The organism is Bradyrhizobium sp. HKCCYLRH2060, assembly GCF_051168135.1.
Classification (GTDB): domain Bacteria; phylum Pseudomonadota; class Alphaproteobacteria; order Rhizobiales; family Xanthobacteraceae; genus Bradyrhizobium.
Map to the genome: position 1 here is coordinate 75,734 of NZ_JBNPUK010000014.1, position 14,206 is coordinate 89,939.

General features: G+C 64.5%; 16 protein-coding genes. 11 read left to right on the plus strand and 5 right to left on the minus strand.

Annotation, left to right across the window (positions count from 1 at the left end; all coding sequences use genetic code 11):
• The first annotated feature begins 135 nt into the window (after positions 1-135).
• The 5 genes from ACQR10_RS24865 (at position 136) to ACQR10_RS24885 (ending at position 2,835) form a co-directional block, all read left to right on the plus strand.
• Complete coding sequence (locus ACQR10_RS24865) at positions 136-864, plus strand: MgtC/SapB family protein (RefSeq protein WP_316216477.1); 729 nt, start codon at positions 136-138, stop codon at positions 862-864.
• Positions 865-982: 118 nt separating this feature from the next.
• Entirely contained in the window at positions 983-1,240 is a 258-nt protein-coding gene (locus ACQR10_RS24870) for a hypothetical protein (protein ID WP_316216476.1), read from the plus strand.
• Positions 1,237-1,491: a ParE family toxin-like protein gene (locus ACQR10_RS24875; RefSeq protein ID WP_316216475.1), complete on the plus strand. Its 255-nt coding sequence runs from the start codon at positions 1,237-1,239 to the stop codon at positions 1,489-1,491. Before ACQR10_RS24870 ends, ACQR10_RS24875 begins: the two co-directional genes overlap by 4 nt.
• A 146-nt stretch (positions 1,492-1,637) precedes the next feature.
• On the plus strand, positions 1,638-2,096 hold the full coding sequence (locus ACQR10_RS24880; protein WP_316216474.1) for a DUF1493 family protein: 459 nt from the start codon (positions 1,638-1,640) through the stop codon (positions 2,094-2,096).
• Positions 2,097-2,379: 283 nt separating this feature from the next.
• Positions 2,380-2,835, plus strand: a complete 456-nt coding sequence (locus ACQR10_RS24885) for a hypothetical protein (protein ID WP_316216473.1) — start codon at positions 2,380-2,382, stop codon at positions 2,833-2,835.
• Between the two features lie 160 nt (positions 2,836-2,995).
• Here the strand turns inward: ACQR10_RS24885 and ACQR10_RS24890 are convergent, their stop codons facing one another.
• Positions 2,996-3,349: a hypothetical protein gene (locus ACQR10_RS24890; protein WP_316216472.1), complete on the minus strand. Its 354-nt coding sequence runs from the start codon at positions 3,347-3,349 to the stop codon at positions 2,996-2,998.
• A gap of 1,066 nt (positions 3,350-4,415) precedes the next feature.
• Here ACQR10_RS24890 and ACQR10_RS24895 point away from each other — a divergent pair.
• Positions 4,416-6,578, plus strand: coding sequence for a malate synthase G (locus tag ACQR10_RS24895; RefSeq protein WP_316216471.1), 2,163 nt, complete (start codon positions 4,416-4,418; stop codon positions 6,576-6,578).
• A 64-nt stretch (positions 6,579-6,642) separates the two neighbouring features.
• On the opposite strand, the gene ACQR10_RS24900 is transcribed toward ACQR10_RS24895, so the two are convergent.
• On the minus strand, positions 6,643-6,798 hold the full coding sequence (locus tag ACQR10_RS24900; protein WP_315804721.1) for a Thivi_2564 family membrane protein: 156 nt from the start codon (positions 6,796-6,798) through the stop codon (positions 6,643-6,645).
• A gap of 173 nt (positions 6,799-6,971) precedes the next feature.
• On the opposite strand from ACQR10_RS24900, the gene ACQR10_RS24905 reads away from it, so the two are divergent.
• On the plus strand, positions 6,972-9,065 hold the full coding sequence (locus ACQR10_RS24905) for a methyl-accepting chemotaxis protein (protein ID WP_316216470.1): 2,094 nt from the start codon (positions 6,972-6,974) through the stop codon (positions 9,063-9,065).
• A gap of 13 nt (positions 9,066-9,078) precedes the next feature.
• Here the strand turns inward: ACQR10_RS24905 and ACQR10_RS24910 are convergent, their stop codons facing one another.
• Both ACQR10_RS24910 and ACQR10_RS24915 read right to left on the minus strand, forming a co-directional pair.
• Positions 9,079-9,738 carry a DUF2865 domain-containing protein gene (locus ACQR10_RS24910; protein ID WP_315804719.1) on the minus strand — a complete coding sequence of 220 codons (660 nt, stop codon included), beginning with the start codon at positions 9,736-9,738 and terminating at the stop codon, positions 9,079-9,081.
• 15 nt (positions 9,739-9,753) lie between these two features.
• Positions 9,754-10,506, minus strand: a complete 753-nt coding sequence (locus ACQR10_RS24915; protein ID WP_316216469.1) for a L,D-transpeptidase — start codon at positions 10,504-10,506, stop codon at positions 9,754-9,756.
• A 222-nt stretch (positions 10,507-10,728) separates the two neighbouring features.
• Here ACQR10_RS24915 and ACQR10_RS24920 point away from each other — a divergent pair, with 222 nt between their 5' ends.
• From ACQR10_RS24920 to ACQR10_RS24930, 3 genes are all read left to right on the plus strand, one after another.
• Positions 10,729-11,847 carry an AI-2E family transporter gene (locus ACQR10_RS24920; protein WP_316216468.1) on the plus strand — a complete coding sequence of 373 codons (1,119 nt, stop codon included), beginning with the start codon at positions 10,729-10,731 and terminating at the stop codon, positions 11,845-11,847.
• An 80-nt stretch (positions 11,848-11,927) separates the two neighbouring features.
• A complete protein-coding gene (locus tag ACQR10_RS24925; RefSeq protein ID WP_315804716.1) occupies positions 11,928-12,299 on the plus strand; it encodes a DUF883 family protein in 372 nt (123 codons plus the stop codon).
• Between the two features lie 103 nt (positions 12,300-12,402).
• On the plus strand, positions 12,403-12,846 hold the full coding sequence (locus tag ACQR10_RS24930; RefSeq protein WP_315804715.1) for a hypothetical protein: 444 nt from the start codon (positions 12,403-12,405) through the stop codon (positions 12,844-12,846).
• A gap of 57 nt (positions 12,847-12,903) precedes the next feature.
• On the opposite strand, the gene ACQR10_RS24935 is transcribed toward ACQR10_RS24930, so the two are convergent.
• Positions 12,904-13,344, minus strand: coding sequence for a hypothetical protein (locus tag ACQR10_RS24935; protein WP_316216467.1), 441 nt, complete (start codon positions 13,342-13,344; stop codon positions 12,904-12,906).
• Positions 13,345-13,719: 375 nt separating this feature from the next.
• Here ACQR10_RS24935 and ACQR10_RS24940 point away from each other — a divergent pair, with 375 nt between their 5' ends.
• The gene (locus ACQR10_RS24940) at positions 13,720-14,175 is read left to right on the plus strand and encodes an energy transducer TonB family protein (protein WP_316177249.1); all 456 of its coding nucleotides are present in this window, start codon (positions 13,720-13,722) and stop codon (positions 14,173-14,175) included.
• Positions 14,176-14,206 lie beyond the last annotated feature (31 nt).

Below are 14,206 nucleotides of genomic sequence, written 5' to 3' on the forward strand. Positions count from 1 at the left end.
CGAAGAACTACGGACGAGTGCCCCGGCTTGCTTTTGGACGCCCGCCTGTCCATGAGGCCGCCACGCGATCTGCAAGCAGAAATTAGCACTTGATCCGCACAGTTCACGGCACGCGCAGCAACGCTGTCGAGGCGCATGATGGAGCATCTGGCGGCCTATTGGTCGAGGGCGGAGCTGGAGACGAACGGAATTCTGCTGCTGCACCTGATGGGTGCTGCAGCCGTCGGCCTGTTGCTGGGCTACGAGCGCACCTATCACGGACGCGCGGCCGGCATGCGGACCTACGCGCTGGTTTGCGTCGCATCGACCTTGCTGACGGCGATCAACGGCTTTCCCGGCAGCTGGTATGGCGGCATGGCGGTGTCGCCGACCGTGTCCGATCCGACGCGCGTGATCCAGGGCCTGATGACCGGCATCGGCTTCCTCGGCGCGGGCGTCATCATCAAGGACGGCTTCACCATCCGCGGCGTGTCGACCGCCGCCTCGATCTGGATGACGTCGGCGATCGGCATCATCATCGGCATCGGCCTCTACGGCACCGCGCTGTGCGCTACGGCCTTGTCTCTGGCCGCGATGACCCTGCTCGGCGCGGTCGAGCAATGGCTGCCGCACCAGACCACGCTGTCGCTGTCGGTCGTCTATCGCCACGGCCTGCAGCCGAGCGAGGCCGAATTGCGCGAATGCATGCGGGCCTATGGCTTCGACGTGCTGGACTGGTGCTACGAATACAGCGAGACGAAGCGCCAATTCCATTTCGAGCTGGTGCTGCAGGCCGCCGGCCGGTTCGAAACCGCGCAGATGGCGCGCGACCTCTCGGGCGCCGAAGACGTCGTCGAGTTCCGCCTGGCGCCGTCAAGGGCGTGAGGGTCGCGCGTAGCCGGGATGAGCTCGGCGACATCCGGGACCGGTCCCGCCGTATCGCGGCACGCTCAAGCAACACGCCTGCGTCACATTCGGCAATGCGATCCCTCGAGGCCGCTTCATGGTCCCATCGGGCCGCCACCTTTTCGGCTTCACTGTTCAGTGCTATATTTCAATTATGACAACCGCCGAAGAGATCGAAAAGGCCGTCCAAGAGCTCAATCCAGACGAACTCGCGCGCTTTCGCGCATGGTTCGAACGGTTCGATGCTGCGTCATTCGATGCTGCGATCGAGCGTGATGCTCGTACCGGAAAACTCGAAGCATTGGCGAACGAAGCTCTTGCGGCGCATCGAGCTGGCCGCTCCCGGCCATTGTGACCCATTTCGCGTCCCCAAAATTCTGGGCGGCCTATGAGCTGCTACCTGAAACCATCAAAGGGCTCGCCGATCAGAATTTCGAGCTTCTGAAACGCGATCCACGTCATCCTTCGCTCCAGTTCAAGAAGGTCGGACGGTTCTGGTCCGCTCGGGTCGGACTACGCTACCGAGCCCTCGCGACCGAGATCGATGACGGCTACTTATGGTTCTGGATCGGCTCGCATGCCGACTACGACAAGCTCGTTGGATAGCCTAGGCGCGGACAAAGGAAAGCGCCATGCGGATTGATGGTTTGCTATTCATTCAGCGACGCGCCTGCGATCTTTTGCGACCATCGGGTGGGCAAAGCGGCGCGGGCAGGCGGCGCGTGCCCACCATCTCAAACCGGTGAAGCATGGTGAGCACGGCGCTCCGCGCCTTTGCCCGGCCCACGAGCGACCTGCGCTTGCCTGCAGAGAAGGTGTCGGATAGTTGGATGATGTCGCAGACTTCAGACCAACTCCTTCAGAAGATCCTGGACTTCGTCAGGGCCGAGACCGGGACCCGCAAGCAAATTTCTGACGAGTCCGACATCGCCGGAGACCTCGGCGTCGACGGCGATGATGCGCGCGAATTCATGCTTGCATTCCAGCGGGCGTTCGACGTCGACCTGTCCGGCTTCGAATTCGACCGCCACTTTGGACCGGAGGGCCTGTCGCTGACCCGGCTTGTCCTGACCGTTCTTCGCCTGCGCCGCCCCCAGTTGCCGCTGACGATCGCCACACTCGTCGATGCCGCGAGACAGAAGCGCTGGCCCAATGAAGCGACATCGATCGCCGTCTCGCCGGAAGGCCGCACGGCACCGCCGGAGATGTGAGCCTGACCGCCGCGTTCCAATCCAAGTCTGCCCCTATTGCGGAACGAGGCTATCGACCCTGGTCAAACCGTCGACCCTCAGGGCGTTCCGCGCATTAGCGCAGGATCATGGGGCGGACGATTTTTGATAGGATTGAATCACGTCGTGCCCAGGCATTGCGCTACATCATCATGGAAGACTGAGGAGTCTTGCGACATCGCTGGACTGACAAAGCGACACCAAAGGCGGCGCGTGACCACAGTGCTAGAGCAAGCAAGCCCTGACGTCCAACAGGGGAGGCCAAATGAGCCAATCATCGCACGTGGCTGCTGATGCCGTGTCACCGCAGGCGAAGACCTTGATGACATTGCTCGCGAGCATCAACCGCGACATGGCGAAGCTGGCACACGATCTTCGCCAGCGTCCATCAGTCGCTGAGGTCAGGCACGGCTGCGATCTCCGCGAGTACAAGGATGCGTTTCGTTATGAGGATCAACCCTTTTGCGCGTTCGAAGTCTATGTTGAAGCCGATCTTGTGGACGGCACTGCCCGCTGGTGGCTCCTCGATGTCAACTGCACCCCAACGAGATGGGAACTCAGTCGCTCCATCACCCATGATAGCGCCGCGGGACAAGACACCGAAATGCTGAAGATGCTTTCCTCACCTCACTTCACCGAATTTGCTGCGCGAGCGCCCGTTGCGCTGTTCGAGCTGCTAGAACTCGCGCGGTCGGGTATCCCCGGCTCTGAGCAGGCATAGCACGGACGGCCCGGATCGACGCAGCGACCCGTCTGACGGTCACGAATGCTGGCATTTGGGAGCACGGAGGGGAGTCGCTAGCAAGTCAATTCCGGACGCCGCCATCGACCTGAGGAGCGGCCAAGCCCGCTTCCGGACCACGCCTACAGAGCACCCGCGCTCACGAGCGCGGTGCGGAGGTCGATCCGAGCAGCTTCCTCGCCTGTTCAGCGGCGCGATCCAATCTGATCCGGTCCTTGCCCTGGCCGATCTCATGGCGAAATTCCTTTAAGCTCTGAATTCTGACTTCTGTCAGAATCATCGGATCACGCCCGCGCGGCACATCGAAGCTCACGACAGAATGATCATCGACAAGGATGGTATAGACGTCTTCAGCCTGCTCGGGGATATGCCACAGCACATGATGGATTGATCCTCCCGGACAGAGGCGATCAATCAGTGTCAGGAGCTCCGCACGACGTGCATCTTCCGGCAGCAGCGCATTGAGTTCGTATCGATCTTTCAGGCGAGCCATCGACATGGGCTCCGTTGTGCGAACACTCTGCCGGCGCGGACGTCATATTCGAAGGTTCTCACAAAGCCAACAGGCAAGACCAGATGGAAGCTCGGTCGGCACTAGCTCGCCAGCTTGCCATGCCCCGAAGTCCGCAAAATCTGCCTGCGCCGAAAAGCCGAATTCTCGAACCGCATCAACCTGATTTGCCCTGTCCAGTCCCCGGCTCAAAAATATTCTTCTTTCTTTTTTCCCGAATTTATGCTTATCTCTCCACATCCCGTCCCACACGAGGGACAGTTCGCGACCGTCACGGACGTCGGGTGCGGGATGCGGTGGGCGCCTTGGGCTGCGGCGTGAGCAATCATGTCGACGGACAGTCCCGAGGCGCACGGCCAAGCCGTGGGGTCCTGGCATCCCGACGCTGATGCCACGCAAGCTGCGACGCCGACGCGTCGCGCGGGCAACGGTGACCAGAAAGCCCGGCGCACCGGGGAGACCACGGAGCAACCGTAAATCCATCGCGCGGGGAAGGCCGGCGTGTTCGGCTGAACCTGTGGTACCTGCCGCCTGCATTTTTTTCTGCAGGCGGGCCATGGGTGCAGCCTGCACCCGGCCTTCCCTGCGCCTCTCCTGATCGAGAGGCGACAACGTCAGCAAAGCTCGGACGCCAACAGGCGCCGCGAGACCGATGGCACTTGTCCGCAAATGCACATCCGGATGAGGAGCGAGATGCACACTCAAGCGTCATTGCGAGCGAAGCGAAGCAATCTAGACTGTCTCCGCGGCGGCAGCCTGGATTGCTTCGTCGCTTCGCTCCTCGCAATGACGGCGGTGCCTCGAGGAGCATGGTCCTCGGGACGGCGGATCGCCCCGCCCATTGCCCGCTCATGACCACCGCATCCGGAACCACCTTCACCCTCCCCCGACCAACAGCGATACCCCTCCCCCCTTTCGTGGCCCCCGCTTTGGCGCTAAATGCACTGCACACGCCGCCTTCGAGGCGGCCATTTCAGCATGCCCAAGACCCAAGACACCGACCCAAGACACGCGCAACGTCGCCCTTTTTCGAGAGAAACGTCTCATCATGACCCGTATCGACGCCCATGGACTGAAGATCGCCCCCGTTCTGTTCGACTTCATCGCCAAGGAGGCCGCGCCGAAGACCGGGATCGATCCGGACGCGTTCTGGGCCGGCCTTGCCGCGATCCTGCGCGATCTCGGCCCCCGGAATCGCGAGCTGCTCGCGGTCCGCGACGCCCTGCAGGACAAGATCGACGCCTGGCACCTCGCCAACAAGGGCAAGGCCTTCGACCTCGGCGCCTACACGGCGTTTTTGCAGGAGATCGGCTACCTCCTGCCGGAGCCGGCGACCCACAAGGTCGAGACCGCCAATATCGACGAGGAGATCGGCAAGATCTGCGGGCCGCAGCTGGTGGTGCCGCTGACCAACGCCCGCTACGCGCTGAACGCGGCGAATGCGCGCTGGGGCTCGCTGTATGACGCCTTCTACGGCACCGATGCCATCCCGCGCGATCCGAGCGAAGCGGGCAAGGGCTACAACAAGGCCCGCGGCGACAAGGTGATCGCCAAGGCCAAAGCCTTCCTCGATGCCGCCGTTCCGCTCGCCACCGGCAGCCACACCGACGTCACCGCCTACAGCGTCATCGCCGGCCAGCTCTCGGCCAAGTTGAAGAGCGGCAACGCCACTGCGCTGAAGAACGCCGACCAGTTCGCCGGCTATCAGGGCTCGGCCGATGCGCCCTCCGTCATCCTGCTCGCCAATAACGGCCTGCACGTCGAGGTCGTGATCGACCGCAGCCATGTCATCGGCAAGGACGATCCGGCCGGCGTTTCCGACATGATCCTGGAGGCCGCGGTCTCGACCATCCTCGACATGGAGGATTCGGTCGCCGCCGTCGACGCCGAGGACAAGGTGCTGGTCTACCGCAACACGCTCGGCCTGATGAACGGCACGCTGTCGGCCGATTTCGAGAAGGGCGGCAAGACGCTCACCCGCGCGCTGAACAGCGACCGCAGCTACACCACTCCGACCGGCGGCAGCCTCACGCTGCACGGCCGCAGCCTGCTGCTGATCCGCAACTGCGGGCATCACATGTTCACCGACGCCGTGCTCGACGCCAAGGGGGAGGAGGTGCCGGAAGGCATTCTCGACGCCGCCGTCACCGGCCTGCTCGCGATCCACGACCTCAAGGGCAACTCCAAGGTCAAGAACAGCCGCACCGGCTCGATCTACATCGTCAAGCCGAAGATGCACGGCCCGGACGAGGTCGCGCTCACGGTCGAGCTGTTCGCACGCGTCGAGACAATGCTCGGCCTGCCGGAGAACAGCATGAAGGTCGGCATCATGGACGAGGAGCGCCGCACCACGGTCAACCTCAAGGCCTGCATCCAGCAGGCGTCGAAACGCATCGTCTTCATCAACACCGGCTTCCTCGACCGCACCGGCGACGAGATCCACACCTCGATGGAAGCGGGTCCGATGATCCGCAAGAACGAGATGAAGGCGCAGCCCTGGATCAAGGCCTATGAGGACTGGAACGTCGACATGGGCCTGATCGACGGTCTCCCCGGCCACGCCCAGATCGGCAAGGGCATGTGGGCCGCGCCGGACAAGATGGCGGACATGCTGGCGCAGAAGATCGGCCACCCGCAGGCCGGCGCCACCACGGCGTGGGTGCCGTCGCCGACCGCAGCGACCCTGCACGCCCTGCATTATCACCAGGTCAACGTGCACGCCCGCCAGGCCGAGCTTGCCAAGGGCGGCCCGCGCGCCAAGCTCGGCGACATCCTCACCATCCCCGTGTCGAACTCGAACTGGGCGCCGGACGACGTCCGCCAGGAGATCGACAACAACTGCCAGGGCATTCTCGGCTACGTCGTGCGCTGGATCGACCAGGGCGTCGGCTGCTCCAAGGTGCCGGACATCCACGATGTCGGCCTGATGGAGGACCGCGCGACGTTGCGCATCTCCAGCCAGCATCTCGCGAACTGGCTGCACCACGGCGTGGTCAGCAAGGAGCAGGTGATGGACTCGCTGAAGCGCATGGCGGTTGTCGTCGACAAGCAGAATGCCGGCGATGCGCTGTATCAGCCGATGGCGCCGTCGTTCGACGGCGTGGCGTTCAAGGCGGCCTGCGACCTCGTGTTCGAAGGCCGCACCCAGCCCAACGGCTACACCGAATACATCCTCACGGCGCGGCGCCGCGAGGCGAAGGCAAACGCCTGATGCGAAAAGCCCCGGCCATCCGCCGGGGCTTTTTTTGATCAGTCAGAGGTAACATGATGCTGGATCATATCACCGCGATGAATCGGAGCAGCGAGATCACGCCGAGCACGATGACGATCACGCGGCAGATCTGCTTGGCGCGGCCGTCGATCGGCAGCAGGTTGATCAAATAGAGAATGAGGATGACGACGAGAAAGGTGACGAGTGCACTGATCAGCATGACGAGCCCCTTGGCGAGAAAGATGCGCTGGCGTTGGTCAGCTAACCCGCTCGCGGGCTGGTAGTTCCGCACCCGGAACCGGGAGCGCCCTGGGCCCTCCGTAGTTCCACGGAGCCACCCCTCATCCAGATTTTTACCGGTTTGCGGTCGAATGCGGTGAATCGGAGATCAACATGCTGAACCGCCTGACCATTTCCACGACTTTGAAGGCCATCATCCTGGTGACGGCATGCCTGTTTGTCGGCCTGTTCGCCTCGCGGGCCTATTTTTCGTGGCAGCAGCTCAAGCTCACTGCGCGCATCACCTCCATCGTCGATGCCTCCGAAAGCATGTTCAAGGCGATGGACAAGCTGCGGGCCGACCGCTCCACCTCGAACCGCATGGTGACCGTGGACGAGAAGGTCGAACCGGAGACCGAGCGGTACGTCCGCGGCCTGCGTGACGTTGCCATGCCGTCCATGGGCCGCGCGCTCGGCATCCTTCCGGGCATCGCGTTTGCCGACAAGGCGGCGCTGCTCTCGCAATTCCAGCAATTGCTGGCGACGCTGAGCGATCAGCAGAAGGAATTCTGGCTGGAGGTCGCCAAGCCGAAGGCGTCGCGCCGATTGGCGCTCGGCAAGGAATACATGCAGACCGAGGACAGGCTGCTGGAGACGCTGGAAAAGATCCAGGCCATTCTCGCAGCCGAGGTCAACCACGCGGACCCGACCATCGATCAGCTGCTGCAGATCAAGCAGATCGCATGGCTGCTGCGCAACACCGCCGGCGACGCCTCCTTCCTGGTGTCGAACGGGCTCGCCGCAGGCAAGATCACGCCCGAGGCGCGGCTGAACTATACCAAGGCGGTCGGCGGCGCCGAGGCCGCATGGAAGGCGCTCGAACTGGCGACCACCGGCGCAAAATGGCCGGCCGCGATGACGGCGGCGCTGGAGGCCACGCGCAAGGCCTATTTCGACGCGGAATACACCGCGTTGAGGGATCGCCTCGTCAACGCGGTCGCGAGCGGCGAGACGCCGGAGATGGTCGCCAACAAATGGAGCCCGTTCACGGTCGGGCGCCTCAATGCCGCGGTTGCGGTCGCCGAGACCGCGCTTGAAACCGCAAGGACCTATATCGAGGAGCAGCATGCGGCCGCCATGCGGACCCTCGGCATCGAACTCTGCCTCCTGATCGCGGCGACCGGGATCGGCGGCGCCGCGCTGATGCTGGTGAGCCGCCGGGTGATCCAGCCCCTCAACAGAATGCGCGATGCCATGCTGGCGGTTGCGGGCGGCGACCTCAGCGTCGAGACGGGCTACATGCAGCGCCAGGACGAGATCGGGGCGCTGGCGGGCGCGCTCGAAACGTTCAAGCAGCAGGCCAAGGACAAGCTCGCGATCGAGGCCCAGGAGCGCCAACGCAACGAAACGACGGTTGCGCGCCAGCGGGCGATCGAAAGCTATGTGAGCGAATTCGAGGGGCTGGTGCGCGATTCGCTCGAGCAGCTTGGCCGCGCCTCCACCGACATGCAGGCGACGTCCGCCGGCCTGACCAACGTATCGCGGCAGACCAACGCCCGCGCCGAGGAGGCCTCGAAGGCCTCCAGCGATGCCTCGATGAGCGTGCAGACGGTGGCCTCCGCCGCGGAGGAGCTGAATGCCTCGATCGCCGACATCAGCAAGCAGGCATCGCATGCGGCCGGGATCGCCAGCCGTGCGGTGGAGCAGGCCCGCATGACCGACGGCACCGTGCAGGGGCTGGCGCAGTCGGCGAACCGGATCGGCGAGGTGGTCGGGCTGATCAACAGCATCGCCTCGCAGACCAACCTGCTGGCGCTGAACGCCACCATCGAGGCGGCGCGCGCCGGCGAGGCCGGCAAGGGTTTCGCCGTCGTCGCCTCCGAGGTGAAGACGCTGGCGAGCCAGACCGCAAAGGCGACCGACGATATCTCGGAGCAGATCGCCGACATCCAGCGCGTCGCCAATGACGCGATCGACGCGATCAAGCGCATCGGCGGCATCATCGGCGAGGTCAACGAGGTGGCGACCGCGATCGCCGCGGCGGTGCAGGAGCAAGGGGCGGCGACGCAGGAAATCTCGCGCAGCACCCAGTTCGCGGCCGACGGCACCAAGCACGTCTCCGACAACATCACCGGCGTGAAGTCGGACGCCGATGCGGCTGCGGCGGCCGCCGACAACGTGCGCAATGCCTCAGAGACGCTGGAGAGCCAGAGCAGGAACCTCGGTCATCAGGTCACGGACTTCCTCGGCAAGATCCGCGCGGCCTGACGACCTCGCAGGATCAGTCGGACGCCATCACCGGCGCGCGCTCGTATTTCGCGCGCAGTGCCGCGGGCGCCGGCGAGAAGTTCAGCTCGGCACGCTTGCCGCTGCCGGTCCGGTTGGCGACCTTGAGGCCGTCGTCGCTCGCGACGACGTCGCCCTTGCGCAAGGTGGGGTCGTTGTCGATCGACACCTTGGCAAGGCCGAATTGGTCCTTGCCGTTGCAGGTGCAGCCGTCGACGATCTCGGTGCGATACTTGAAGGCGTTGGGCAGCGCCGAATATGGCTTGCCGCCATCCGTCTCGGCGGCGTCGATCGAGCTGCCATAGACGATCTCGGTCTTGGCCGCCGGGCAGAAGCTGTTGCAGGCGGCTTCCTTGCTCTGGTCGCCGGTGGCTCCGAGCGGGAAGTAGCGGCCATCACAGGTGCGGACACACCAGGCGACGCTGCTGCTGCCGCCGCGATAGCTGACATCGCCCCGCGGGGCCGGCCGTGGCGCCGGTGGCGCCTCGTCGGCGAACGGCATCCGGATGTAGGGCGCCTGGCGCTGCGGCGCGTTGAAGCCGCCGAACAGCGCGGAGAAGAAATCCTGCGCCCCCGCCGAGGTCGGCGCTGCCAACGCACCCGCGGTTGCCATGGTTGCCACTGCGATCGCGGCGAGTGCACGTCGACCTTTCATCGTCCCACTCCCAGATCAGTTGATGGCCGAGACCGGCAGCGACATCGCCTGACGCCCCGACGGCAGCGAGGTCACGCGCGGCGCCCGGTCGAAATTCGCGCGCGCCTGCAGCGATGCGGCCTTGGGCAGCACGACGACCTTCGTCCCCACCTGCACGCGGCTGAACAGGTCGCTCACGTCCTCATTGGTCAGGCGGATGCAGCCCGAGGACACGAACTTGCCGATCGTGGTCGGATCGTTGGTGCCGTGGATGCGATACTCGCTGGAGCCGAGATACATGGCCCGCGCGCCGAGCGGATTACCGGGACCGCCAGCCATGAAACGCGGCAGATAGGGCTGGCGCGCGATCATCTGCGCCGGCGGATGCCAGTCCGGCCATTCCGCCTTGCGGGTCACCGTCTGCACACCCGACCAGGTGAAGCCCTCGCGCCCGACGCCAACGCCATAGCGCAGCGCGCGACCGCCGCCGAGCACGTAGTACAGGTAAGTATTGGCGGTATCGATGATGATCGTCCCCGGCGCTTCCCGCGTATCCAGATTGACGATCGTGCGACGCAGCCGGTCCGGAAGCTGGCTGTCCTCGTCCTGCTCCACGGCGGGTGCAGTCGCCTGGTCGGGCGGGAACGCCTGCTGCTGCTCGACCGGCGCATAGCCGAGGCTCTGCGCGTGAGACGCGGCGGGACCCGCGACGAGAAGAACCGCGACGCCGACGATCAGCGAAGCGGTCCGCCGCGAAAGGTTGCGATGGCCGGAAACGAGCTGTGTCATGGAGTGCCCCTGTCAGACGAGCATCGCGGTGCGATGCGTGATTGCCTTCCAAACGCCGAACGGCTCGCCGCAGTTCCGGCTCCGCTGTGGTCGCCCTGCGTCAGTCAAGCATAGAGGCTGTCACGTTCTCGCGACGGAACCCGGCGCCGTCTCGCCAGTTAGGCGAAAGAAGAACGTCATCACGCGAACTGTGCGCGAACGACCCGATCGGGGGGACCTATGGTGCGTGTACTTCCCACCGAGCGGCTGCTCGCGAGCGGGAGCGAAGGCGCGGCGCTGAACGAAAGCCGCCACGAGCTTCCACCGGTGATCAGGCGGGCCGAAGTCGTCGCCATCGCGCTCGTGATTCTCACCGCGATCTGCGTCACCGGCGTTCTCTACGTCGCCCGCGGGTTCTTTCTGCCGATCGTGATGGCGTTCGTGGTCGGCACCATGCTGTCGCCGGCCGCCAACTTTCTCGAACGCCACCACGTGCCGCGCGGCGTCGGCGCCGTGCTGATCGTGATCGCCGTTGCCGCGGGACTGGCCTTCATCATCGGCCTGATCTCGGCGCCGGTCCTCGACTGGACCAATCGCCTTCCCGAGCTCGCCACGACGCTCAAGGCCAAGCTGCACGTCTTCGATCGGCCGCTGGCGCTGTGGCACGAAATGCAGGCGGCGATCGGCGGTGGAAGCGGGCAGGCCTCGACCAGCCTGGAGCTGCCCAAGTTCGATTGGGTTCAGCCGACGATCGAATTCCTGTCGCCGACCTTCACGGAATTCCTGCTGTTCTTCGCCACGCTGGTGCTGTTCATCGCGAGCTGGCGGGACCTGCGGCGCACCTTGATCATGACCTTCGGTGATCATGAGGCCCGGCTTCGGACGCTGCGCATCCTGAACGAGCTCGAACTGCACCTCGGCAACTATCTGCTGACGGTCACGCTCATCAACACCGGGGTCGGCATCGCCGCAGGCCTCGCCTGCGCCATCGCCGGCATGCCAAACCCCGCCGGGCTCGGCGCGCTCGCAGCGACGCTGAACTTCATCCCCATCATCGGCCCGATCGCAATGTTTGCGGTGCTCGTCCTGGTCGGCGCGGTCGCATTCCCGACCCTGAGCGCCGGCATGGTCGCGCCCGCCATCTTCGCCGTGATCACCTTCATGGAAGGCCATTTCGTCACGCCGACCATCATCGGCAGGCGGCTCGCGCTCAACGCACTCGCGGTGTTCATTGCGCTGGCATTCTGGACCTGGCTGTGGGGCCCGATGGGAGCCTTCCTCGCCTCGCCGCTGCTGATCGTCGCCCTCATCGTCAAAGAGCATCTGCTGCCGGACGATACGCCGCAACTGCCGGCGGACTAATTCGGTTTCCAGCGTCGGAACTTCGGCTGAGACCCCGCGTTTGTCGAGCAGACGCAATCACCTTGCTCCGGGAGCTTGCCATGCCACCGACTGACGGTGAGACCGCCCTGAAAGATCTCGTCGACAAAGCGAACTACGAACGCCTGCAGAAGGATGTCCACGCCGTGAAAAACGATATCGCAGCTCTCACCGAACAGATCACCGACGCGCTGAATGCTTTCGCCGGGCAGGCGAGCAAGCAGGCCCGCAGCGGCTATCGACAGGCGCGCGAGAACGCGGACCAGACGCTCGACGACATGTCCGAGCGCGGCACGGCCATGTTTGGTGCGGCCCAGGAGGCCGCGAACTCGCTGGAGGAGCGCCTCGAGGACGTGATCTCGCAGCGTCCGCTCGCCACCGTGGGTCTCGCGCTCGGACTTGGATTTCTCATCGGCGCCGCCTGGAGACGCTGAGGATTTGGCCCCTGAAATCCAGAGGCTTGTCTCGTTTCGGCGCCGCGTCTTCGGCGCCGATTTGAGTCTGTTGCGCAGATGAATGAGATCGGGAGGGAATGACATGCTGCAGCGCCTGATTGCGGACTTCCAGGAATCGACCGGGCATGCCGTTAGGCTCACGTCGCTCGCAATCGCTGCAGCGGTCGGACTGTTCGTAACCACGAGCTTTCTGTGCGCCGCCGCTTTCGTCGCCGTCCTGGATCGATACGGGCTCGTGGCCGCGTGCCTCACCGGTGCCGCCATCTTCTTCGTGGTGACGTTGATCGCCGCGATCAGCTACATGGCGCGCAAGCGCGCGATCGAGAGCCGTGCCGCGCGAAGCGCGGAAACGGCGCGGTCGGCAGTCCAATCGGCTTTTGCAGACCCGATGCTGCTGGCCAGCGGCTTGCAGATCGTCCGCATGATCGGCATCAAGCGGCTGATTCCCATTCTGGCCGTCGGCGGTCTGGCGCTCGGATTCATGGTCAGCCGCCCAGCGGCGGAGGAGCAAACGCCCGCAGAGTGAGGATCCAAGGCGTTGATCGAGTGCTTAGGCGGCGGATCGGGTGCAAGCTGCTATCAACTAAGTCACACACCGTCCCGGTTGCAGGCGCTTGGCGATCTCCGTCAGCACCGACACCGACGGCTCGCACGCCACCGGATGCTTGACGGCCTGCCGCTCGTTGCCGGTGGTGATGAGCTGCGATCCCTGCGGCGACGGCAACGAGCCCGCGCTCACAGCGGCGGGGTTGACGGGAAGCCGCACCAGGAAGGACGTCTCCGCGAAGGCTGCCAGCTTGATCGACACAGTTTGTGACGGCGCCACAGTACCGCTTTGTTGCGCGCGGTCAGACTTGGCGGCCCGGTTCACGTCGTTCGCAGTCGCGACGATCGTCTCGCGGGCGGAGTTCTGGAGCGGCAGGTTGGCGCCAAGATCATGGCCGGAGGCCAGTTGCATTGCACCCACGAGCATTGCGGAAGCCGCAAGCGAACCCAAAACGATAACCTTCCTGGTCTGCGACATGTCTCTGCTCCCCTCGCCGCAAGGCGATCGGCATACCAACGTAAGTCGCAGGAACTGGGTTCTCGGTCGGGCGAATCACTTAACCGTGTGTAAACTGCGGCGACATTCTTCAAATTCGTGGCGTCAAAAAATTCGATCTCACGCGGAACGACTTTTCGGGTCGCGCGTCATCTCGGCAGCCGGTTATTCCCCCTGCCCCATTGACCGGCGACGCGGGGCACCGCCGTGGTGATGCCGGCGGTGCCCCGCATTCTTTTCTGATCCATCTGCTCGATCGGATCCCAGCCCGACATTCCCGGCGCTTTATCCGCTTTTCCCCTGAGGTATATGTGGCAGTGGCGCGGCCACGTTCATCGTCCGCGCATGGGGGCGGAGATGCTGAGCTCGTTGGATGGCGTGCGGAAGGGGCTTGGGCTAGCGCTGGCTCTCCTGTGCCTGTTTCCCGCGATGGGAGCGGCTGAGAGCGCCAAGGATACCTGGATCAAGAATCTCGTCGCACAATTGAAGATTCAGCGCCGTTATCCGCTGCGGGCTTCGGATGAGGGCGGGACGGCCAAGGTCCTGTTCCACATCGACCGCGAGGGTCATCTCATCTCGGCGGTGCTGGCGGAAACGACCGGCGATCCCGCGCTTGACCAGGAGGCGCTCGCCATGGTCCGGCGCGCCCAGCCATTTGCCCCACCTCCGCCGGAGCTGGCGGATGGGGATCTGACGTTTCTCGTGCCGATCGTTTTCGCGCCCCGGCGGACGTCGCAAATCTTGCAGACGGACATCGATCCGAGTGACGCGGTCCTGAAGGCACGACTCGGCGGGGTGTGCCGCGGCTGCTGATCTCGCAATTCGATGCTGCAAAAGAAGCCGG